The 21,079-nt window shown below is 44.8% G+C and carries 20 protein-coding genes; 15 read left to right on the plus strand and 5 right to left on the minus strand.

The window, feature by feature from the left end; genetic code table 11:
- Position 1 precedes the first annotated feature (1 nt).
- Genes bioW through ACH97_RS16035 form a run of 6 tightly spaced genes read left to right on the plus strand, consistent with a single transcriptional unit; the run spans position 2 to position 6,172 of the window.
- Complete coding sequence (gene bioW, locus ACH97_RS16010) at positions 2-772, plus strand: 6-carboxyhexanoate--CoA ligase (RefSeq protein ID WP_020450511.1); 771 nt, start codon at positions 2-4, stop codon at positions 770-772.
- Positions 769-2,115: an adenosylmethionine--8-amino-7-oxononanoate transaminase gene (bioA, locus tag ACH97_RS16015; RefSeq protein WP_020450512.1), complete on the plus strand. Its 1,347-nt coding sequence runs from the start codon at positions 769-771 to the stop codon at positions 2,113-2,115. The genes bioW and bioA overlap by 4 nt, the downstream gene beginning before the upstream one ends.
- Positions 2,105-3,256 carry an 8-amino-7-oxononanoate synthase gene (bioF, locus tag ACH97_RS16020; protein WP_048350573.1) on the plus strand — a complete coding sequence of 384 codons (1,152 nt, stop codon included), beginning with the start codon at positions 2,105-2,107 and terminating at the stop codon, positions 3,254-3,256. Before bioA ends, bioF begins: the two co-directional genes overlap by 11 nt.
- Complete coding sequence (gene bioD, locus ACH97_RS16025) at positions 3,253-3,960, plus strand: dethiobiotin synthase (RefSeq protein ID WP_020450514.1); 708 nt, start codon at positions 3,253-3,255, stop codon at positions 3,958-3,960. Before bioF ends, bioD begins: the two co-directional genes overlap by 4 nt.
- Positions 3,957-4,958, plus strand: coding sequence for a biotin synthase BioB (gene bioB, locus ACH97_RS16030; RefSeq protein WP_020450515.1), 1,002 nt, complete (start codon positions 3,957-3,959; stop codon positions 4,956-4,958). The genes bioD and bioB overlap by 4 nt, the downstream gene beginning before the upstream one ends.
- Positions 4,959-4,975: 17 nt before the next feature.
- Positions 4,976-6,172: a cytochrome P450 gene (locus tag ACH97_RS16035; protein ID WP_020450516.1), complete on the plus strand. Its 1,197-nt coding sequence runs from the start codon at positions 4,976-4,978 to the stop codon at positions 6,170-6,172.
- 37 nt (positions 6,173-6,209) lie between these two features.
- On the opposite strand, the gene ACH97_RS16040 is transcribed toward ACH97_RS16035, so the two are convergent.
- Positions 6,210-7,040, minus strand: a complete 831-nt coding sequence (locus tag ACH97_RS16040; protein ID WP_020450517.1) for an ion transporter — start codon at positions 7,038-7,040, stop codon at positions 6,210-6,212.
- A 165-nt stretch (positions 7,041-7,205) separates the two neighbouring features.
- Between ACH97_RS16040 and ACH97_RS16045 the strand changes: the two genes are divergently transcribed.
- A complete protein-coding gene (locus ACH97_RS16045; RefSeq protein WP_035336978.1) occupies positions 7,206-7,628 on the plus strand; it encodes a MerR family transcriptional regulator in 423 nt (140 codons plus the stop codon).
- A 59-nt stretch (positions 7,629-7,687) separates the two neighbouring features.
- Positions 7,688-8,872 carry an MFS transporter gene (locus tag ACH97_RS16050; RefSeq protein WP_020450519.1) on the plus strand — a complete coding sequence of 395 codons (1,185 nt, stop codon included), beginning with the start codon at positions 7,688-7,690 and terminating at the stop codon, positions 8,870-8,872.
- A gap of 279 nt (positions 8,873-9,151) precedes the next feature.
- Here ACH97_RS16050 and ACH97_RS16060 read toward each other — a convergent pair whose 3' ends face one another.
- The gene (locus ACH97_RS16060) at positions 9,152-10,708 is read right to left on the minus strand and encodes an ABC-F family ATP-binding cassette domain-containing protein (RefSeq protein WP_020450520.1); all 1,557 of its coding nucleotides are present in this window, start codon (positions 10,706-10,708) and stop codon (positions 9,152-9,154) included.
- Positions 10,709-10,845: 137 nt separating this feature from the next.
- On the opposite strand from ACH97_RS16060, the gene ACH97_RS16065 reads away from it, so the two are divergent.
- Positions 10,846-11,976 (plus strand): DEAD/DEAH box helicase, encoded by a 1,131-nt coding sequence (locus tag ACH97_RS16065; protein ID WP_048350542.1) that lies wholly within the window; start codon positions 10,846-10,848, stop codon positions 11,974-11,976.
- A 43-nt stretch (positions 11,977-12,019) separates the two neighbouring features.
- On the opposite strand, the gene ACH97_RS16070 is transcribed toward ACH97_RS16065, so the two are convergent.
- Both ACH97_RS16070 and ACH97_RS16075 read right to left on the minus strand, forming a co-directional pair.
- Positions 12,020-13,048, minus strand: a complete 1,029-nt coding sequence (locus ACH97_RS16070) for an NADP-dependent oxidoreductase (RefSeq protein ID WP_095323741.1) — start codon at positions 13,046-13,048, stop codon at positions 12,020-12,022.
- Between the two features lie 50 nt (positions 13,049-13,098).
- Positions 13,099-13,482 (minus strand): YfmB family protein, encoded by a 384-nt coding sequence (locus ACH97_RS16075; protein WP_020450523.1) that lies wholly within the window; start codon positions 13,480-13,482, stop codon positions 13,099-13,101.
- 195 nt (positions 13,483-13,677) lie between these two features.
- On the opposite strand from ACH97_RS16075, the gene ACH97_RS16080 reads away from it, so the two are divergent.
- The 6 genes from ACH97_RS16080 to ACH97_RS16105 all read left to right on the plus strand — a co-directional run bounded on the left by ACH97_RS16080 (position 13,678) and on the right by ACH97_RS16105 (position 20,203).
- Positions 13,678-14,025, plus strand: coding sequence for a YflT domain-containing protein (locus tag ACH97_RS16080; RefSeq protein WP_020450524.1), 348 nt, complete (start codon positions 13,678-13,680; stop codon positions 14,023-14,025).
- Between the two features lie 110 nt (positions 14,026-14,135).
- Positions 14,136-15,572 carry an anion permease gene (locus ACH97_RS16085; protein ID WP_020450525.1) on the plus strand — a complete coding sequence of 479 codons (1,437 nt, stop codon included), beginning with the start codon at positions 14,136-14,138 and terminating at the stop codon, positions 15,570-15,572.
- 287 nt (positions 15,573-15,859) lie between these two features.
- Positions 15,860-16,279 (plus strand): hypothetical protein, encoded by a 420-nt coding sequence (locus ACH97_RS16090; protein ID WP_020450526.1) that lies wholly within the window; start codon positions 15,860-15,862, stop codon positions 16,277-16,279.
- A complete protein-coding gene (locus ACH97_RS16095) occupies positions 16,257-16,970 on the plus strand; it encodes an ABC transporter ATP-binding protein (RefSeq protein ID WP_223254876.1) in 714 nt (237 codons plus the stop codon). The genes ACH97_RS16090 and ACH97_RS16095 overlap by 23 nt, the downstream gene beginning before the upstream one ends.
- A 12-nt stretch (positions 16,971-16,982) precedes the next feature.
- Positions 16,983-19,541, plus strand: coding sequence for an ABC transporter permease (locus ACH97_RS16100; RefSeq protein WP_020450528.1), 2,559 nt, complete (start codon positions 16,983-16,985; stop codon positions 19,539-19,541).
- Between the two features lie 83 nt (positions 19,542-19,624).
- Positions 19,625-20,203: a VanZ family protein gene (locus ACH97_RS16105; protein ID WP_020450529.1), complete on the plus strand. Its 579-nt coding sequence runs from the start codon at positions 19,625-19,627 to the stop codon at positions 20,201-20,203.
- Between the two features lie 46 nt (positions 20,204-20,249).
- Here the strand turns inward: ACH97_RS16105 and ACH97_RS16110 are convergent, their stop codons facing one another.
- The gene (locus tag ACH97_RS16110) at positions 20,250-21,032 is read right to left on the minus strand and encodes an MBL fold metallo-hydrolase (protein ID WP_048350543.1); all 783 of its coding nucleotides are present in this window, start codon (positions 21,030-21,032) and stop codon (positions 20,250-20,252) included.
- Positions 21,033-21,079: the final 47 nt, after the last annotated feature.

Raw genomic sequence — 21,079 nt, forward strand, 5'->3', positions numbered from 1 at the left:
CATGAAGGGAGAAGCGTATTACAGTGTGAGAATGAGAGCCTCCGAGAACGGTCCCCATGAAGAGGGGGGAAAACACATATCCGGAGGAGAGCGGCTTGCGCCTTTCATCGGTGTAAAGGATGCCGTCAGCGATTTATTGGAAAAAGCATTGTCTCATTCGCGGGGCAAGCCGGACTTTATGCAAATTCGCTTCGATCTTGTAAACGAACCGATAAAGTTTGTCCAGCCTCTGCGCATTGAAACGAATGAAACAAAATCAGCGGAAGAAGGACAAGCGCTTGCCCGTGAGCTGATCAGCCGCGCCGGCGTACCGAAAAACGCGGTAGACAAAGCGTTTCAAGGCATTGCCGAATACTCGGACGTAAGGGGCGCCGTTTTGTTTGACATTCATTCAGGCCGGAGGATTGACGGAAGAAAACAAAAAGGAGTGCGCGTCTCACGGCTCGATTGGCCGGAAGCCGATTTTCAAATGTGGGCGGCTTTGTGCGGAATGCCGCCGAATCCGCGGTTGAAAGAGGCGCTTGCCATCGCTTCTAAGGTATGTGAGCATCCGGCTGTCGTCGCCGAATTATGCTGGTCAGATGACCCTGATTACATAACGGGCTATGTTGCCGCTAAAAAGCTGGGTTATCAGCGGATAACAAGGATGAAAGAGCATGGAGACGAGAGCGGCTGCCGGATTTTTTTTGTTGATGGATTAACAGATATCAAGAGCTGTATAGACGGCTTGGAAAAACAGCCTGTATTCATTCGGTCGGGAGGTAAAACATGAATCAATCATTCGTTGAAAAAAGCAAAAAATATCTTTGGCTGCCTTTTACCCAAATGAAAGACTATGACGAAAACCCGCTGATCATCGAAAGCGGGGAGGGCATCAAACTGAAAGATATCGACGGCAGGGAGTACTATGACGGATTTTCTTCAGTATGGCTCAATGTCCACGGCCATCGCAAGAAGGAACTGGATGAAGCCATCAATAAACAGCTCGGCAAAATCGCTCATTCGACATTGCTGGGGATGACAAATGTTCCGGCGACAGAGCTTGCCGAGGTGTTAATCAAGATCACACCGGAAAAGCTGACGCGTGTTTTTTATTCGGACAGCGGCGCTGCAGCAATGGAAATCGCGCTGAAAATGGCCTTTCAATATTGGAAAAACATCGGCAAGCCGGAGAAACAAAAATTCATTTCGATGAAAAACGGCTATCACGGCGATACGATCGGCGCTGTCAGCGTCGGTGCGATCGAGCTCTTCCACCATGTATACGGGCCGCTTATGTTTGAAAGCTTTAAGGTAAATGTTCCTTACGTGTACCGCTCGAAAAGAGGCAACCCGGACGAGTGCCGCGATGAATGCCTCGCAGAACTCGAACGGCTCCTGAGCGAGCGGCACGGTGAGATCGCCGCGCTGTCGGTCGAATCGATGGTCCAAGGGGCATCGGGGATGATCGTGATGCCTGAAGGATATTTGGCAGGCGTCCGGGAGCTTTGTACGAAATATGACGTTTTAATGATTGTCGATGAAGTGGCGACAGGATTCGGCCGAACCGGGAAAATGTTTGCCTGTGAGCATGAACGTGTTCAGCCTGACTTGATGGCGGCTGGAAAGGCCATTACCGGAGGCTATTTGCCGATCGCCGTCACTTTTGCGACAGAGGAAATTTATCAGGCATTTTATGATGACTATGACAAACTGAAAACGTTTTTCCACGGCCATTCGTACACGGGGAACCAGCTTGGCTGCGCCGTTGCTCTGGAAAATTTGCGCCTGTTCGAATCGGAAAAAATCGTCGCTCAAGTTGCGGAAAAGTCGAAAATAGTGGAATCGCTTTTTCATGATCTTGCAGCGCTCCCTCATGTCGGCGACATCCGCCAGCTCGGTTTAATGAGCGGGATCGAACTCGTTCAGTCGAAAGAAACGAGGCAGCCTTATCCGCCTGAAGAGCGAATCGGATACCGGGTGTCTTTGAAAATGAGGGAGCTTGGCATGCTGACGAGGCCGCTCGGGGATGTTATCGCATTTCTTCCTCCGCTCGCCAGCACCGCCGATGACCTGAGCGCCATGGTGTCCATTATGAAAGAAGCGATTCAAGAGGTTACAGGCCGTGCCCATTGACGAATGGCTCAGCAGTCGGCTCGCCAGGACGAAGGCAGCCGGGCTTTACCGCTCGCTTAAACCGCCTCAAGCTGTCGCGGAAGCGAAACGTACGAATTGGGCGTCAAACGATTATTTGAGCCTGGCGAACGACAAACGGCTGATTCACGCCGCAGAAACGGCGCTTCGCCGCTTTGGAGCCGGGAGCACAGGGTCAAGGCTGACGTCCGGCAATACCGAATGGCATGAAAAACTTGAGCGGAAAATCGCCGGTTTTAAGCAGACAGAAGCCGCTCTCTTGTTTTCAAGCGGATATTTGGCCAATATCGGCGTGCTTTCGTCTTTGCCTGAAAAAGGAGACGTCATATTAAGCGATCAATTGAACCATGCGAGCATCATCGACGGCTGCCGCATTTCAAAAGCTGATACGGTTGTTTACCGCCACACGGATATGAATGATCTTGAAGAAAAACTCCGCACCGCACAGAGCCGTGCTCGCTGTTTTATTGTGACAGACGGCGTGTTCAGCATGGACGGCACAATTGCACCGCTTGACGAAATCATGCTCCTTGCCAAGCGGTACCGGGCCTTTGTCATCGTTGATGATGCCCACGCAACAGGGGTTTTGGGAGATGCCGGCAGGGGAACGGGCGAGTATTTCGGCGTCTCCCCAGATGTTGTGATCGGCACGTTAAGTAAAGCTGTAGGCGCGGAAGGCGGCTTCGTCGCGGGCTCTAAAGCATTGATCGATTTTTTGCTGAATCATGCGAGAACGTTTATCTTTCAAACGGCTGTCCCGCCCGCAAGCTGTGCGGCGGCATGCAGAGCTTTAGACATCATTAAAGACAGCCGGGATAAACGCCGGCTTTTGCAATCATCGGTGACCACGATCAAACGGGGTCTCGAGGATATCGGGTTTACGGTCAAGGGAGAAGATACGCCAATCATACCCGTTATGATCGGAGACCCTCAAAAAGCCGTTCGATTTGCAAACGGCCTCAAGGAGAAAGGGATTGAGGCCCCGGCCATCCGCCCGCCGACTGTTGCGGAAGGAGAGAGCCGAATCAGGCTGACCGTCACCGCAGATCGCAAGTTAAGAGATATTGAAGCTCTATTAGAGGGGTTTAAATTAGTGGGAAGAGAGTTGAACTTGGTGAAATGAAGGGTTTTTTTGTAACGGGAACTGATACGGGAGTAGGGAAGACGTTTATCGCTTGCGGCCTTGCCGCTTTGTTGAAAGAGCAGCATGTTGATGTCGGCGTGTTCAAGCCGTTTTTGAGTGGAGAGCTTAGCAGCGATCCGCAGAGTGATACAGCACTTTTGAAGAACAGCTCTGAAACATCTCTCGCTGATGAGGAGATCACACCTTTCGTGTTTAAAGAGCCGCTTGCACCTTACACAGCAGGGAAGCTCGAAGGGAGGACCGTCGGGCTGGAAGATGCCGTGAACCATTGGAAAAAGATTAAGGATCGGCACGATTGCTTCATTGTTGAAGGGGCAGGCGGGATTGCGGTGCCGCTCGGAGAGGATTATTTCGTCAGCGACTTGATCAAAGCGCTCGATTTGCCGGCTGTCATTGTGGCTCGTCCCAATCTTGGAACGATCAACCATACGTATTTAACCGTCCAATACGCGAAACAAATGGGGATACGCGTGATCGGCATCGTGATCAACGGCATCAGCAGCCGGCCCGGACTTGATGAACAGACGAATCCGGACATGATTGAAAGATTTTGCGGTGTGCCGCTCCTCGGCGTTACGCCGAAGCTTGAAGACGTTTCACCAACACAAATTCACCACATGATCAAGGAGCATGTCGATGTTTCCTTGATTATGAATCAAATGCAAATGGGGGCAGAAACATGAATCAGTGGATGGAACTTGCAGAACGGGTGCTGGATGGCGGAGAAGTAACTGAAAAAGAGGCGCTTTCCATCTTGGAATGCTCGGATGACGACGTTCTCCTGCTTATGCATGCTGCATTTCAAATCAGAAAACGCTACTTTGGAAAAAAAGTAAAGCTCAATATGATTATGAATGCAAAATCTGGACTTTGTCCGGAAAACTGCGGCTACTGCTCGCAGTCTTCGATATCAAAAGCGCCGATCGACAGCTACAGGATGGTCGACAAAACGACCCTGCTTGAAGGTGCAAAGCGTGCGCACGATTTAAATATCGGAACGTATTGCATCGTGGCGAGCGGCAGAGGCCCGTCCAACAGAGATGTCGATCAAGTGGTCGGCGCCGTTAAAGAAATTAAAGAAACGTACGGCTTAAAAGTCTGTGCATGCCTCGGACTGCTAAAGCCCGAACAGGCCGAGCGGCTGAAGGAAGCCGGAGTGGACCGGTACAATCACAACATCAATACATCAAAAAGCAATCATTCAAACATTACAACGTCCCACACGTATGATGACAGAGTAAACACTGTGGAAACAGCCAAAAAATCCGGCATGTCCCCATGCTCGGGCGTCATTGTCGGGATGAAAGAGACGAAGCAGGATGTCGTCGATATGGCGAATAGCTTAAAGGCGCTTGATGCAGACTCAATTCCGGTTAATTTTTTACATGCGATCGACGGAACTCCGCTGGAAGGGGTCAATGAATTAAATCCGCTTTATTGTTTAAAGGTTTTGGCTTTGTTCCGCTTTATCAACCCGACAAAGGAAATCCGTATTTCAGGGGGGCGCGAAGTCAACCTCCGCTCCTTGCAGCCGCTGGGGCTGTATGCCGCCAATTCGATCTTCGTCGGAGACTATTTAACAACGGCAGGGCAGAATGAAACAGAGGACCATAAGATGCTCCATGATTTAGGATTTGAAGTCGAATCGGTGGAAGAAATGAAAGCCAGTTTACAGCGGTAACACGGGGGAGATATAACATGACGACAGAACTGCACGAGGCAGGGCCGCGTCTGAAATCGGATTCGGATTTTTGGAGAGATCCATATCTGTTTTACGATAAACTGCGGTCCGTTCATCCTGTATATAAAGGAACCGTTTTAAAGCATCTGGGATGGTATGTCACCGGATATGAAGAAGCGGCGGCGATTTTGAGGGACGCGGTATTTAAAAACCGCGTTCCTCTCCCTGAAGCCTCTACAAAATATGAACAACTTCACGAATTGCAGCGGAATATGATGCTGTTTCAAAATGAGTCTGGCCATAAGCGGATGCGGACGATTGTCGGCAAAGAATTCATGCCGCAGAAGACGGCATCTTTCCGTCCTGTTATAGAAGAAATCGTCCATGAATTGCTCGATCAGCTTGAAAACAAGAAGATGGCGGACATGGTATCCGAATTCGCCTTTCCTTTGGCAAGCCTTATCATTGCCGACATGCTCGGCGTCCCCGCAGAGGAGAGATATCAATTCAGGCAATGGACGGCGGATCTCATTCAAACGATCGATTTGACCCGCACACGAAAGGTGCTGGCAAAAGGCGGGGATACCGTTGCCAAGCTGACGGCGTATTTTAAAGATTTGATTGAAAAGCGAAAAGCTCATCCTTCTCAAGACCTGATCAGCACATTCGCCGGTCATGAGCAGCTCGCCGAAGATGAAGTTCTTGCGACGTGCATTCTGCTTGTGATTGCCGGGCACGAGACGACGGTCAACCTTTTGACGAACGGATTGTTTTTGCTCATGAACCATCCCGGCCAGCTCAGCGCGCTGAAAGAAAATCCGCTGCTGATTGAGTCAGCCGTTGAAGAATGCCTGCGCTATGAAAGTCCGACACAGCTGACAGCGCGCACCGCGTCAGAGGACTGTGAAATCAACGGGAAGATCATCAAAAAAGGAGAGCACGTATACATCCTTTTAGGCGCCGCCAACCGCGATCCGAAGATATTTCAAAATCCGCATGTATTTGACATCACGAGAAAACCGAATCCGCACCTTGCCTTTGGAGCCGGTGCACACGTATGTTTAGGCTCGGCATTGGCGCGGCTCGAAGCGCAAATTGCCATTCCCGCATTGTTGGAGCGGCTGCCTAAGTTGAAGCTTGCTTCAACAGACATTCCATTTCGCAGGTTAATCGGCTTTAGATCGCTGGCCGAGCTGCCTGTCATTCTCAATTAAAGACAAAAAAGGGCTGGCTTACAGGTGCCGGCCCTTTTTAATCTTTCTTTTCATTTTGCGTGATATAGGTTTCCAGAAGCGCTTTTAATTCTTTAACCTCCGCGCGCAGTTCTTTGATTTCTTTTGTATCCTCTTTCAGCTCGCCTGTCTCATCTTCTATTTCCTGAGAAATTTTTTGTGCATTATTCACGATTTCCCCGACGATCAAGTTGATCATAATGAAAGTCGCAATGATGATAAATGAAACGAAATAGAGCCATGACCAGCCGCTCTCGGCAAAAATCGGCCTGAATATGCCGCTTGCCCACGATTCGAGCGTAAAGGTTTGGAACAGTGTCAGAAGGCTGAGCTGCAGGTTGCCGAAGTATTCCGGCGCGATAGCAGAAAAGAACATCGTACCGATGACGGCGTACACATAAAAAATGATGCTCATCAGAATAATGACGCTGCTGATAGTCGGAATCGCCATAAACAGCGCATTGACGATCCTTCTTAATGAGGGAACGGAAGTGATCGTCCGCAGCACCCGCAGCACCCGGAAGATACGGAGAACGCTGACGAAATTCGTATTGTAAAGAATCAAACTGCCGGCGACGATTACGAAGTCAAAAACGTTCCAGTTGTTTTTAAAAAAGTGCTGTTTTTGAACGAATAGTTTAAGAGATAGTTCGATGACAAATATCGTTAAAAACAAACAATCCACAATAAAAAATACTTTTTGATAAGGTTTAAAGAAAGCGTAAGTTTCCAAACCGATCGAGATGGCATTCAACACAATGACCGTCGTTATGAATGACTGAAACAGCCGGCTTTCAATCAATGCCGAAACTTTACTTTGAACTGAAAATCGATTTTGATGAGTGTTCACTCTGATTATTTGTCCTCCTGTTTAGTTGTCCATTCTATGATACGTTACAGCAGCAGGATGATGTCAAGTCAGTTCTTTTTTTTGTATCGAAAAAAACTTAACGTTTACGTAAAAGTATAATAGTAGTATAATAGAAAAGAAGAAAAATCTCGGGGGGATATGGACGTGGAGTGGATGAAGATTGATCAAATGGCCAAGCGAAGCGGCCTGACGAAAAGAACGATCCGCTTTTACGAAGAAATCGGTCTGCTTTCTTCACCGAAGCGGACGGAAGGCGGTGTCCGTCTTTACTCTGAAGACGATCTTGAAGAGCTTGAAAGAGTGATCAGCGCGAAGGAAGTGCTGGGATTCTCGCTGCAGGAGCTCCAGCAGTTCATGGAAACGGGCAAGCACTTGGAGATGAATAAAGAAGGATACCTTTTATCGCTGGACAAACGGGAACGAAAAGAAAAGCTCGAAGACATTCAGAGGATGCTGAATGAACAGATGAGAATGATTGATGAAAAGATTGAAAAATTTCAATCATTCAAGAAGCGCTTGGAGGCTATGCAGGCAAAAGCCGAGAATGCGCTTGAATCAATTGATTAAACAAGAAAAACGCTATTTTTATAGCGTTTCTTTATTTGCAAAGAAAGGTTTGATAGATCATGAATGAACAACCACCTGAGAACTCAAGTATGTTTAAACAGCCAAAAGCGGTCTGGGCCGTGGCCTTTGCTTGCGTGATCTCGTTTATGGGGATCGGGCTTGTCGATCCGATTCTGCCGGCGATTGCGCGGCAGCTGCATGCTTCCCCCAGCCAAGTTTCGCTTTTATTTACAAGCTATCTGCTAGTCACAGGTTTCGCCATGCTTTTATCAGGCGCCGTATCGAGCCGGATTGGGGCAAAGCTGACGTTAATCAGCGGCTTGATCCTGATCATCGTTTTTGCAGGCTTGGGCGGGCTTTCGCATTCCATTTCTCAGCTCGTCGGCTTTCGCGGCGGCTGGGGACTCGGAAACGCCATGTTTATCTCAACTGCGCTTGCCGTCATTGTCAGCGTGGCATCTGGCGGAAGCGCAAAAGCCATTATTTTGTATGAGGCGGCTTTGGGATTGGGCATTTCGGTTGGACCGCTTGCCGGTGGAGAGCTTGGCACAATATCGTGGAGAGCGCCGTTTTTCGGCGTATCGGTTTTAATGGCGGCCGCTCTTTTGGCCATCTTTTTTCTTTTGCCGCCTGTCCAAAAGCCGCGGAAGAAAATTTCCGTCAGCGCGCCGATCAAAGCGCTTCGTTATAAAGGGCTATTGACGCTTTCAGGCGCCGCATTCTTATATAACTTCGGTTTCTTCACCCTGCTTGCATATTCGCCGTTTGTTCTTGACTTAAATGAACGGGGCCTCGGCTACGTCTTTTTCGGCTGGGGGCTGTTTCTTGCGATCACTTCCGTTTTCATCGCTCCGGCCGTACAGCGGATCTTTGGAACCGTCCGCTCGCTGATCTTTCTGTTTATGCTGTTTGCAGCTGATTTGCTCGCGATCGGGATTTGGACGGAGCACATGGCGCTCGTCATCGGGGCGATCATCATAGCCGGAGGGATTCTGGGCATGATCAATACGATTTTGACAACAGCGGTGATGGAAGCTGCGCCTGTCGAACGGTCTGTCGCTTCATCTGCCTACAGCTCCATCCGGTTCATCGGCGGGGCCATTGCGCCTTGGATCGCCGGTGTGTTAGCCGATCATTTTACTGCGCATACTCCCTATTTTGCAGGATGCATCGCCGTGCTTGCCGGCATGGCCGTTTTGACTGGAGGCCGCCGTTATTTGGCAGGCATCAAAGCCGGTCATTAATGAAATCAGCGTGTCGAGAAACCCTCGCATTCGTTGTCAGGCCTGCGCGTCGGTGCTCACGAATAGAGGAAGGATCGGCGACTAACCGCCCAGGCGTCCTGCCTGAACGTCGCCGTCATCACCTCCTGTGAAAGTCCGCTCCGATGCTCGGCCTTCCTAGACTGCAAAGGTTTTCAATCACGCAGAAAGGATGACAAAATCCTAAAACAAAAAGCCGTTTTGGGATTTTGTCAACAATCTGAAAGCTTGTTTCCCTAAAAGGAAACAAGCTTTTTTTGTTTATAAAACTTTCGTTGTCCATGACTCGCAATTCCATGTTTCTGTCGCGATGTCCATATAGAATTCAGGTTCGTGAGAGATGAGCAGGACGGAGCCTTTGTATTCTTTCAAAGCTCTTTTTAATTCTTCTTTTGCTTCAACATCAAGGTGGTTTGTCGGTTCATCGAGTACAAGCAGGTTCGTTTCCGAATTGATAAGCTTGCATAGTCTGACTTTTGCTTTTTCCCCGCCGCTTAATACGGATACCCTGCTTTCGATATGCTTTGTCGTCAGTCCGCACTTCGCCAGAGCCGCGCGGATTTCGTACTGTGTAAAGGACGGAAAATCGTTCCACACTTCTTCTATGCATGTGTTGTTGTTGGTCTCTTTGACTTCCTGCTCGAAATAGCCGATATGAAGGTGTTCGCCGCGTTCGACTTCTCCCGACAGCGGTGAAATTTCACCCAGAAGGCTTTTCAGCAATGTCGTTTTTCCGATGCCGTTGGCTCCGTACAGAGCGATCTTTTGGCCCCGCTCCATTCTCAAGTTCAGCGGACGGGACAGCGGCTCGTCATAGCCGATGACGAGCTCTTTCGTTTCAAAAATCAGCTTTCCGGATGTTCTTGCTTGTTTAAAATGAAATTCAGGCTTCGGTTTTTCCGACGGGAGCTCGATCATATCCATTTTATCGAGCTTTTTTTGCCGGGACATCGCCATATTTCTTGTGCTGACGCGCGCTTTGTTGCGGGCGACGAAATCTTTCAGCTCCGAAATCTCCTGCTGCTGTTTCTTGTAGGCTGCTTCAAGCTGCTGTTTTTTCACTTCGTATACTTCGCGGAATTGGTTGTAGTCGCCGACATAGCGGGTCAGCTCCTGGTTTTCCACATGGTAGATCAAATTAATGACGCTGTTTAAAAACGGAATGTCGTGAGAAATCAAAATAAAGGCGTTCTCGTACTCCTGCAAATAGCGTTTCAGCCATTCGATATGCTGTTCGTCCAGGTAGTTTGTCGGCTCATCGAGCAGCAGGATGTCAGGCTTTTCCAAGAGCAGTTTAGCAAGCAGCACCTTTGTCCGCTGGCCGCCGCTCAAATCCGCGACATCCCTGTCAAGGCCGAGATCGTTAAGCCCGAGGCCGCGGGCGATTTCTTCAACTTTTGCGTCAATCGCGTAAAAGTCGTTGTTGGTCAGGGCGTCCTGGATCGTTCCGACTTCTTCGAGAAGCTTTTCAAGCTCATCGGGGTCAGCCTCGCCCATTTTTGTGTAGATGGCATTCATTTCTTCTTCCATCGCAAATAAATAATGGAAAGCGTTTCTCAGCACGTCGCGGATTGTTTGTCCGCGCTCAAGTGATGTATGCTGGTCAAGATAGCCGACCCGGACCTTTTTGGACCATTCGACTTTTCCTTCGTCAGGCTCAAGTTTCCCTGTAATGATATTCATGAAGGTCGATTTTCCTTCGCCGTTTGCTCCGATGAGACCGACATGTTCGCCTTTCAGCAAGCGAAAGGATATATCATGAAAGATCGCCCGGTCGCCAAAACCGTGGCTCAGCTTTGTGACTGTAAGTAAACTCATGTTTTGCACCTCAAAAAATATAATCTGTATTCTATAAGATTATATCGAATTCAGAGGGAACAATAAAAGAAAAATTGCGCAGCCGCTTTTGTTTTGAGATACTAGGAGCAGAATCAACCTGATAAAAGGAGAAAAACATGACAGAAAGATGGCCATTTTTAAATAAAGCAAAACTGTTTATTCAAGAAAACTGGAAGGCATCGGGCTTTCAAGAGCCGACGAGTGTCCAAAAAAATGCAGTCGATCTGATTTTGGACGGGCGTGACGTGATCGCCGAGTCGCCGACTGGAACGGGCAAAACGCTCGCTTACGTCCTGCCGATTCTGGAAAAGCTGGAGGCGGATCAAAAGAACGTGCAAGCTGTGATTTTGGCTCCGTCCCGCGAGCTTGTCATGCAGATTTTTGATGTGATCGTCGAATGGAAAAAAGGCTCGGATATCAGAGCCGCTTCCCTGATCGGCGGCGCCAATGTTAAAAAGCAGCAGGAAAAGCTGAAAAAACACCCGCACATCATTGCGGGCACACCTGGACGCGTATTTGAGCTGATTAAAATGAAAAAACTGAAAATGCATGAAGTGAAGACAATCGTCCTTGACGAAACCGATCATCTGCTTACGCCGGAGCATCGCGGGACGATACAAAGCATCATCAAATCGACGCTCCGCGACAGGCAGCTCCTCTGTTTTTCGGCGACTTTAAAAGACGACGCCGAACGCGAGCTCCGCGACATGACGACAGAAGCGGAAGTTCTCAGGATCAAGAGGTCGAAAGAAGAATCTGCAAAAATCAAACACCAATTTCTCGTATGCGACCAGCGGGATAAGGTGAAGATCCTGCAAAAATTCTCGCGGCTTCCAGGCATGCAGGCGCTCGTCTTTGTCAAAGACATCGGCAACTTAAACGTGTATGCCGAAAAGCTCAAATTTCATCATGTCGACATCGGCGTCCTTCACAGCGAGGCAAAAAAAATCGAGCGCGCCAAAATATTGCAGGCATTTGAAGCAGGTGAATTCACACTGCTTCTCGCGACCGATATCGCAGCGCGCGGAATCGACATCGAAGATCTCCCTTATGTCATCCACGCCGATTTGCCAAACATTGAAGGCTATATCCACCGGTCGGGAAGGACGGGAAGAGCGGGGAATGAAGGAACCGTGATCAGCCTTGTCAACCGCATTGAAGAGGAAAGGCTGAAAAAGCTGGCGAAGAAGCTTGAAATCCCGCTTCAGCGGATCGTGTATGAAAGAGGACGGATTATTGAAAGATAAGAAAGAGGCCTGCTGCCGGCAGGCCTCTTTTTTATATGAATGCTCAGGCATTGTCGGAATCGGCGACTTTGATCAGCTGTTTGCCGAGGTTTTTTCCTTCAAACAAGCCTAAAAATGCCTCAGGTATCCGCTCGAAACCTTCTGTTATCGTTTCCTCATATTGAAGCTGCCCGCTTTTAACCCATTCGGCGAGCTGTTTGATTCCTTCAGGAAAGCGGTTCCTGTAATCGTTGACGACAAATCCTTTCATCAGGGCGCTTGTTTTAATTAAGGCTGTTTGTACACGCGGCCCCATATCATCTTCTGCGCTTTTGACGTTATAAGAAGAAATCGCCCCGCAAACCGGAATTCGTGCAAACTTATTGAGCAGGGGGAAGACAGCATCTGAAATCGTGCCTCCGACGTTGTCAAAGTAAACATCGACACCGTCCGGACAAGCTTGTTCAAGCGCTGAGGCCATATTTTCCGTTGTTTTATAATTGATTGCTTCATCAAAACCGAGCTTTTCTTTTAAGTATGCCGTTTTTTCGTCAGAGCCTGCAATACCGACGACTCTCGCCCCTTTGATTTTGGCAATTTGTCCGACGGCGGAGCCGACTGCTCCGGCGGCCCCGGAGACAACAACCGTTTCACCGGCTTTTGGCTGTCCGATGTCCAAAAGTCCGAAATAAGCCGTCAAACCGGTCATGCCGAGAATTCCAAGAAAAGCGGTAACAGGCGCGAGGGACGGATCGATTTTCTGCAGATTGTCTTCGCGAACCGCTGAATACTCCTGCCAGCCCAAGCGGCCCAAAACAATGTCCCCTTTTTTGAGCTTTTCTCCTTTTGCAGATATCACTTCGCCGATCACGCCTCCGGTGATTACTTTATCAAGCGGAAATGGCTCGACATAGGATTTCGTGTCCTGCATTCTTCCCCTCATATAAGGGTCCACTGAGACATAAAGCGTTTTTACAAGCGCTTCACCCTTTTTTGCTTCCGGAATTTCCGTTTCTTTTATGCGAAAATCGTCCATAACAGGTATGCCCTGCGGACGTCTTGCGAGTTCAATTTGTTTTTGCGACATAATGATTCCTCCTTTTACTTATAACTTACCACGTAAAAAAGAGGTTTAGCAAAAGATCAGCGGGTTGCATGAAAGGTTTTTTTCAGCACAGAATCGGGCAGAAAAAGATGAAAAACATCAGCATTTCTTTCATTTAAAAGATATTGATTGGCATTTTCTCTCGAAAATTGAAACATGTCTTTTGTGATAAAAGGAAGCAATGACAGGAGATATGAAGAGAGGAGGTCTTCGGTGCTGCTTGCCGTTCTCCTTTCTTCCGGATCGCCGATGTTCATGATGATTGAAAAGACGTAATCGATATTAATGCCGAATCGTCTGGCGGCAAAAGATTCAAATCGATGAGTATCAACTTCTTGATGACCTTCCCTTGAAAAAATCTGCTTGACCAAATCGCTAATGATCCATGCGTTATATTGCTGTTCCGGTGAAAAATAATACACGCTTCAATCACCCCATCTCAAAGCCTTGTCTATTTGTAATGTACCTGAATTGGCAATCCTTTCAAACGTTTTGTCTGAAAATTTATAACAATTGTAACATTGAAATGAAAATGTCATGACAGAGCATTCATCCGTTTAGCCGCGTAAACAAAGGGTAAGTGTTAAATACAACATGAAAAAAGGGAGGAGATTCATATGAAACCAGTAGTAAGACAATATACTAATGATGAAAAACTGATGAAGGATGTTGAGGAACTCAGAGAAATCGGAGTTGCAAGAGAAGATATTTACGTTCTGTCACATGATGACGACCGTACTGAAAGACTTGCGGACAACGCGGATGCCAATACGATCGGAGCCGAAGAGACAGGCCTTAAAAATGCCGTGGGCAATATCTTCAACAAAAAAGGGGACGAACTTCGCAATAAAATTCATGAGATCGGCTTTTCAAAACAGGAAGCAGAACAATTCGAGAAGCAGCTTGATGAAGGAAAAGTCCTCCTCTTTGTCACGGATCATGAAAGAGTGAAATCTTGGGTATAAATTGAGACTGCCGACAAGGTCGGCAGTTTTTTTAATAAAATAAAATTTGAATGATGGCAGGGAAGGAGTAGAATAATAAACGAAAACGATATGAATAGGAGGAAAAGGTTTTGGCTAAAGAAAAAGATGCAGAACAAAAATCGGCATTGAACATCATTCCTCTTACGGTCACGATTTTAGTCGGAGCGGTGATTTGGTTTATTCCGTCGCCCGCCGGATTGGACCCGAAAGCATGGCACTTATTTGCAATCTTTGTGGCAACGATTATCGGCTTTATTTCAAAACCGCTGCCGATGGGGGCAATCGCCGTATTCGCATTGGCGGTCACAGCGCTGACCGGAACGCTGTCGATTGAAGAAACGCTCAGCGGCTTTGGAAACAAGACGATTTGGCTGATCGTCATTGCCTTTTTTATTTCACGGGGATTCATTAAAACCGGTTTAGGTGCGCGAATCGCCTATTTATTTGTGCGGATGTTCGGCAAAAAAACACTCGGACTCTCGTATTCACTTCTTGTCAGCGATTTGATTTTGTCGCCGGCGATCCCGAGTAATACCGCACGGGCCGGGGGAATTATTTTTCCGATTATCCGTTCGTTATCCGAAACTTTTCAGTCAACGCCCAAGGACGGCACGGAACGGCGCATCGGCGCTTTCTTGCTGAAGGTGGGCTTTCAGGGGAACTTGATCACTTCAGCGATGTTCTTAACGGCTATGGCGGCAAACCCGCTGATTGCCAAACTTGCCCATGATGTGGCAGGTGTGAATCTGACCTGGACAAGCTGGGCTGTGGCGGCCATCGTCCCGGGACTTGTCAGCTTGATCATCACTCCGCTTGTCATTTATAAACTGTATCCGCCTGAGGTGAAAGAAACGCCTGATGCGGCGAAAATCGCAACAGAGAAGCTGAAAGAAATGGGCCCGTTCAAAAAATCGGAACTCTCGATGGTCGCGGTCTTTTTGCTCGTCCTTTTTTTATGGATTTTCGGCGGAAACCTGAAAATTGACGCAACGACAACGGCATTGATCGGTTTAGCCGTCCTGCTTTTGACACAGGTTCTGACGTGGGACGATATTAAGAAAGAGCAAGGCGCATGGGATACGCTGACATGGTTTGCCGCGCTCGTCATGCTGGCGAGCTTCTTGAATGAACTCGGCATGGTCGGCTGGTTCAGCGATGCGATGAAATCGTATGTTTCAGGATTCTCCTGGGTCAGCGCATTTCTCATTTTAATTGCGGTTTACTATTATTCGCATTATTTCTTTGCGAGTGCAACCGCTCATATCAGCGCGATGTATTCGGCCTTTCTCGCCGTGATTATCGCTGCAGGCGCTCCGCCGCTCCTCGCAGCATTAAGCCTTGCGTTTTTCAGCAACCTTTTTGCTTCGACGACACACTACGGAGCTGGAGCGGCACCCGTCTTTTTCGGGGCCGGCTATATCCCGCAAAGCAAATGGTGGTCAATCGGCTTTATCTTGTCGATTGTTCATATTGTGACATGGCTTGTTGTCGGAGGTTTATGGTGGAAATTGTTGGGTATATGGTAAAATGAAGGGCAGGAGAGATCCTGTCCTTTCTTTTATGTCAATTTCGATGCTGTTGATTTGAAATTCCACACTTGCGGTTAAAAGTCGTAATAAATTAAAAGCTTTGGAATTAGCCTATCTATCATCATATATCCGTTTTATATTAGTTATTTCTTTGAAACAAATGATGGATATAGAAATCTAATTTATGCATTGACTTACATTATTTTTCATATTAACCTAATATATGACAGATCTGTTTCTGATTGGACAACCAAAAAGAAGATAAAAAGGAAGAGGGATTATTTATGAAAAGATTATTAAAGAGAAAGAAAATATTTGGTGCTTTCTCTGTGGTAGCTTTGGTCTTTATTTTCGGCTTTAGTACGGTGAGTTTAGCTTATAATGAGCCATATTCTTTCAATATCCGATCAGCAGTAACTGGAGAAGCTAAACATAAACTAAGCAATAAATCTACCACTATAACTGCTAGTGCAAGAACTATTAAGGCTGAAACTGGTGAAACTCTGTCACAAACTCATAAATATACTGTCACAATTAGCAAAGGAGTATTTACTAGCTACAGTACCGGTAGATTAACCACCGGAAAAAGTTATAGCAAAAATGTAGGAAAAGTGGCTAAAGGAACTTACAGAGTTAATGTTACGAAGCACACATATTCAGATTACGGAATTAATATAAAAGGTGGAGGAAGGATTAAACAATAAGAATATTATGAGACAAGATAATAGAATTATAATATCGACAAATCAAGTAACAAAAACATATGGGGAGGGTGCTTCATTATTTAATGCGTTGCACCCTACTACTCTTTCTATAAGCAAGGGTTCAATTAATGTAATCTTAGGGAAAAGTGGATCAGGTAAAACAACTTTGCTGAGTCTTCTTGGTGGCATGGAGGAACCTACCAACGGCCATGTGTGGTTTAAACAGCAAAATTTTTACAAATTAAAGGATCCTGAACAAGCTAATATTAGAGGCAATAATTTCGGTTTCATTTTTCAAAATTATCATTTAATACCTGAAATTTCAGTGTTTGATAATATTATCCTACCACTAATGATTAATAAAAAGGAAAAAGACATTTCGGACATTAAGAAACTGACAAACATTTTAGGGATTGGGCACAAGTTGAAATCTTTTCCTTTCCAACTGTCAGGTGGTCAGCAACAAAGAGTTGCTATTGCAAGAGCAATGGCAAATGATCCAGAAATCATTTTTGCGGACGAGCCTACTGGTAATTTAGATCAAAAAAATGCGGAAAAAGTTATTGAACTTTTAGTTTCTTTATGCAAAGAATTTGATAAAACATTAGTGATTGTTACACACGAAGAGAACTTGATAGAGAGGCCAGATCAGCTTTTTTTAATTGAAGATGGACGAGTCAAAACTTTATAAAGGTGTTGAAATATGTTTTGGGTTAAATTAGCTTTTAAGTCGTTGTTCCAAAGAAGAAAAATATCTTATTTAATGGTTTTAATAATCTCTATCTCAATGGTCTTTCTTATTATGGTGAACAGCGCTACAGAAGAAATTCTGAAATACACAAAAGAAAAGGCCTATGAAAAATATGGTGAGCATCATGCTATAATTAACAATCTTAGTGAAAAGGAGTTCAAAGAGTTAAAAGGAATACATAGTGTAAAAAAAGGAGGAGGAATTTTTTTAGTTGGTTACACTGAAGATTTTAATGAATCTTCAGTCGGAGCTTCTATTGGATGGTTTGACAAAAGTGCTTTAGAATTAGGGCATATACATATTTTACATGGGAGGATGCCTGTACACAAAAATGAGATTGCCATTGAATCATTTTTAACTGACTCTTTTAAAACAAATGACGTTATTGGAGCGGATGTTAAATTAAAAATAGGTGCTGTTGAGGAAGTTTATCAAATAGTAGGTATTGTGAATAATTATTCCTCAAATTGGTCTACTCCAATAAATATAGAAAAAGGAAAGAATACATATCCAAATGTTTTTATAAGTCCGACAAAATTTAATGCAGATAAGCACATTGATATACAAAAAAGTTTTATCTTTTCACTTCAAAATGAAAATGTAGAAAAGATCGAACAAGAAATAAATGAAAATTTTGAGCAACATTTATCTAGCCCTGAACAATTATATGAAAATGAGAATCTTTTTAATGAAGGATATAAAAACTATAATAGGATTTTCTATATATGTTTATTTTTTTCAATCATTCTAATATTTGGTTCGTTGTGTTGCTGTTTTCGAATATTTGAGGTGTTCTATCAGAATTACCGGCAAAAAATTGCGATACTGAGATCCCACGGAGCAAAAAAAAATCATATAAGGCTTCTTGTTTTTTTTCAGAGTACCATTATTGTTTTAGTGAGTTTCTTAATATCTTTTCCTGTTGGGGTGTACTTGAAAAAGATATTAAATCATCAAACATATCGTACTGAAAACTACAGTTCTTCACCTCTGTTGGAATCTACTCTGTTCGTCACGATTTGGCTCACCTTATTATTTTTTTCATTATGTATAACAGCACTAATTGTAACGGAAAAAATAAGCAAAGAAACAATTCATACTAATTTAAAAGGGAATCCGCTTATAGCAAAAGGATACCGTGTTTATCAATTTATAGAAAAGTTTCCTTTTAAATTGAAGTCTTTGGTGATTCAACTTACGTTTCGATGGAAATCTTCTATATTATTTATTGTTATACTGTCTTTCTCGATCATGATTTTTTTCTTCACCCAGTTAATAGCCGATGAAACAATTGAAAAATCCGAAGAAACAACACCGGATTTTATACTTTCATCTAAGCAACTGACTGCTGAGGAACATGTAAATGGCTATATTATCGAAACCAATCAATCTGTTTCTTTTGATTATAAAAGTGTAGAAGATCTTCAACGCTTGCCAGGAGTTGTTTATATTGATAAAGTTCCAAACTCCCTAGGGAGCACCTTGCTCCTAACCAAACAACAACTTTCACCCAATATTAAATCTTGGATAAATACCTATAAGCTGGAGAATATAAATGTTGAAATATCTGAGCACACAATAGATAATTTAGTACCAAATAATCTTATACCTATTCCTAACGTGAATTTTGTATTAGTGAATGACAGTGAACTTAAACATCTCCAACGCATGTATAGTTTTGATGAAAGTTCCGTAAGGAAAGTGAAAAAATCAAGATCAGCCTTTATTTTCTTTCCTGAAATAAACCAAAAAGAAATGAATAATAAAATTATAAATGGAGACGAAGTGAAAATCGGCAGGATTGCATATTCTGATGAAAAAAAACCAAAATTTGAAAATTGGGATTTGAAGGTAGAACGGATTATCTTGTCTCCTTACTTGATGAAACAAAATCAGATTTCTCAAGAACGTGAGGGAATTACAGTTTTAATTTATGAAGAAGTGGCTAAAAAAATTGGGGTTTTTGATGGCTATAAAGAATTGACAATATATACTGACCATTCAATTTCTAAACAAAAAAAGAAGGGAATTATTAATAAGACGAAACAAATGGTTTCATCAATTCCTGGAAGTCTGTATTATTCAGAAACAGAAGATAATAAGAGACTTGAGTCAATTTCTAATTACCTATCCATACTTGGGACTGTGTTATTTGCAGTTACTGCATTTTACTCTGTTTTAACATTAGCTGCAACAATGTATTCTAGAATCATTCAAAGAAAAGCTGAAATTGCAATTAATCGAGCCTTTGGAAAAAGCGTCACAGCCGTCTTGAAAGACCTGATAATTGAAATGACTATTTATTTAATATTAGCTTTTCTTTTAAGCGGAACGATCATTCTTTTTCTTACATTATCAATGCCTGAAAACTATAATAATTATAATTATTTCAAATATTATTTTTATTCAGTTGCTTTCACAAGTACTTTATCTTTGATTTCACTGTCTATCTTATTTTTTGTATTGAAAAAAATAAGTATTTCTGACGCTTTAAAAACTAAGGAAGAATAGTTTGGTAATTAGTGTTTATGAGCTATGGTGAAAATCCACAAAACTTGTTAGTATAGTGACTAAAAATAAAGGTGTGAATTTTAATGTTTTGGTCAGTTGATTTAATGCTGCTCGGTTTCATGTGCGCAATCGTCTACTTTTTGTACGACATTGTGAAAAACCGAAAAAAAACAAGTTTTTTTAGAAAAATGGTGTTTGCCAGTTTTATTGTTTATTTGAGCGTCGTTTATCACTATACGATAGGCGGAATCAACATTCCGCCGCAGCCGGCATACGCTCAAATGAACATTCAGCTCATTCCGTTTTATTTTGTTGCTGAATGGGTGCAAATGCATCAGCAGAGCGGGTTTGATTGGTTTTTTTGGAATTCTGTCAAGCTTACATTTTTTAATGTTTTATTGCTCATTCCTTTAGGTGTGTATCTTTCCGTTCTATGGAGGAAAATTCCGCTGAAAAAAGCGGCGGTTTTTGTTTTTTTGACAAGCTTTTTGATTGAGAGTCTCCAGCTTGTGCTATCTGTGACTGGATTCATAATGGCGAGAACCTTTAATGTGGATGATTTAATTTTAAATACGGCCGGCGGTGTAATCGGTTTCTGCCTGACGTCTTTCATGTTCGGAGCTAAAGGATCAGGTTACCGCAGGAAAGGTCTGCATTTTTGAGGAAAGCGCGAAAGATGATTCCCGGCTGGGCAATCATCTTTTTTAGTTAAAACTGAAAGCTCAGGCTCTTAAATCGGTGCATGCCTGTGCCATGCTTTGCCAGACCATGCATCTTCAAATGCTGGGCCGCATGCCCGGCTTCCTGCAAAATGTCAGGAGCAAGACCGAGCTGATGATGCCCGCCGAAAACCTTTTTCACGCGCCCGATAGCCGAGATTTTTTCAAGCGACTGAATCAATTGGACCGGATCAGTCGTCGGGTAGAATGCATAGATGGGGGCTCCGGTATACAGCAGGTCGCCGGTAAACAAGTAGCCTGACGCCGGATCAAAGATACAGATATGCCCCGGGGAGTGTCCGGGCGTATGATAAATAACGAGCGGCCTTGAATCGCAGCCGACTGTGTCGCCGTCTTGCAGCGTTCCCGACGGTTCACCTCTGAACGGGGTGTATGTTTCAGCGGAAAAGCCGGCCGGTACAGGTTTGGTGATATCTCGAGAGACATCGCGGCGAATGTGCTCGATCGGAAGCCCTTTGATTCCATCCGTCAGCCAGTCTTTCTCGGCTTCATGAACGTAAATGCGCTGATATTCACCGTGGCTTCCGATGTGATCCCAATGGACATGGGTTGTGATGACGCTGACCGGCAGATCGGTCAGACTATCCGTTACCGTCTTCATGCTGCCGATACCAAGACCTGTATCAATTAAAACGGCTTCCTTCGCCCCAATCAGCAAGTAAGAGTGCACATTTTCCCAATGCCCGCATTCGCTGATCGCATATGTGGATTCATCAAGCTCTGTTACAGTAAACCATTGACCATCTCCCATTGGTTTGTCCCTCCTTCATTTTTTCAAAGGTGCTTATCCATGCATAT

The organism is Bacillus paralicheniformis (genome assembly GCF_001042485.2).
In the GTDB taxonomy this organism is placed as follows: Bacteria; Bacillota; Bacilli; order Bacillales; family Bacillaceae; genus Bacillus; species Bacillus paralicheniformis.

Excerpts from the sequence above, each read along its gene's own strand:
- bioW (WP_020450511.1), top strand. The coding sequence starts at position 2 with ATGAAGGGAGAAGCGTATTACAGTGTGAGAATGAGAGCCTCCGAGAAC.
- bioA (WP_020450512.1), top strand. The coding sequence starts at position 769 with ATGAATCAATCATTCGTTGAAAAAAGCAAAAAATATCTTTGGCTGCCT.
- bioD (WP_020450514.1), top strand. The coding sequence starts at position 3,253 with ATGAAGGGTTTTTTTGTAACGGGAACTGATACGGGAGTAGGGAAGACG.
- bioB (WP_020450515.1), top strand. The coding sequence starts at position 3,957 with ATGAATCAGTGGATGGAACTTGCAGAACGGGTGCTGGATGGCGGAGAA.
- ACH97_RS16035 (WP_020450516.1), top strand. The coding sequence starts at position 4,976 with ATGACGACAGAACTGCACGAGGCAGGGCCGCGTCTGAAATCGGATTCG.
- ACH97_RS16050 (WP_020450519.1), top strand. The coding sequence starts at position 7,688 with ATGAATGAACAACCACCTGAGAACTCAAGTATGTTTAAACAGCCAAAA.
- ACH97_RS16060 (WP_020450520.1), bottom strand. The coding sequence starts at position 10,708 with ATGAGTTTACTTACAGTCACAAAGCTGAGCCACGGTTTTGGCGACCGG.
- ACH97_RS16065 (WP_048350542.1), top strand. The coding sequence starts at position 10,846 with ATGACAGAAAGATGGCCATTTTTAAATAAAGCAAAACTGTTTATTCAA.
- ACH97_RS16080 (WP_020450524.1), top strand. The coding sequence starts at position 13,678 with ATGAAACCAGTAGTAAGACAATATACTAATGATGAAAAACTGATGAAG.
- ACH97_RS16090 (WP_020450526.1), top strand. The coding sequence starts at position 15,860 with ATGAAAAGATTATTAAAGAGAAAGAAAATATTTGGTGCTTTCTCTGTG.
- ACH97_RS16100 (WP_020450528.1), top strand. The coding sequence starts at position 16,983 with ATGTTTTGGGTTAAATTAGCTTTTAAGTCGTTGTTCCAAAGAAGAAAA.
- ACH97_RS16105 (WP_020450529.1), top strand. The coding sequence starts at position 19,625 with ATGTTTTGGTCAGTTGATTTAATGCTGCTCGGTTTCATGTGCGCAATC.
- ACH97_RS16110 (WP_048350543.1), bottom strand. The coding sequence starts at position 21,032 with ATGGGAGATGGTCAATGGTTTACTGTAACAGAGCTTGATGAATCCACA.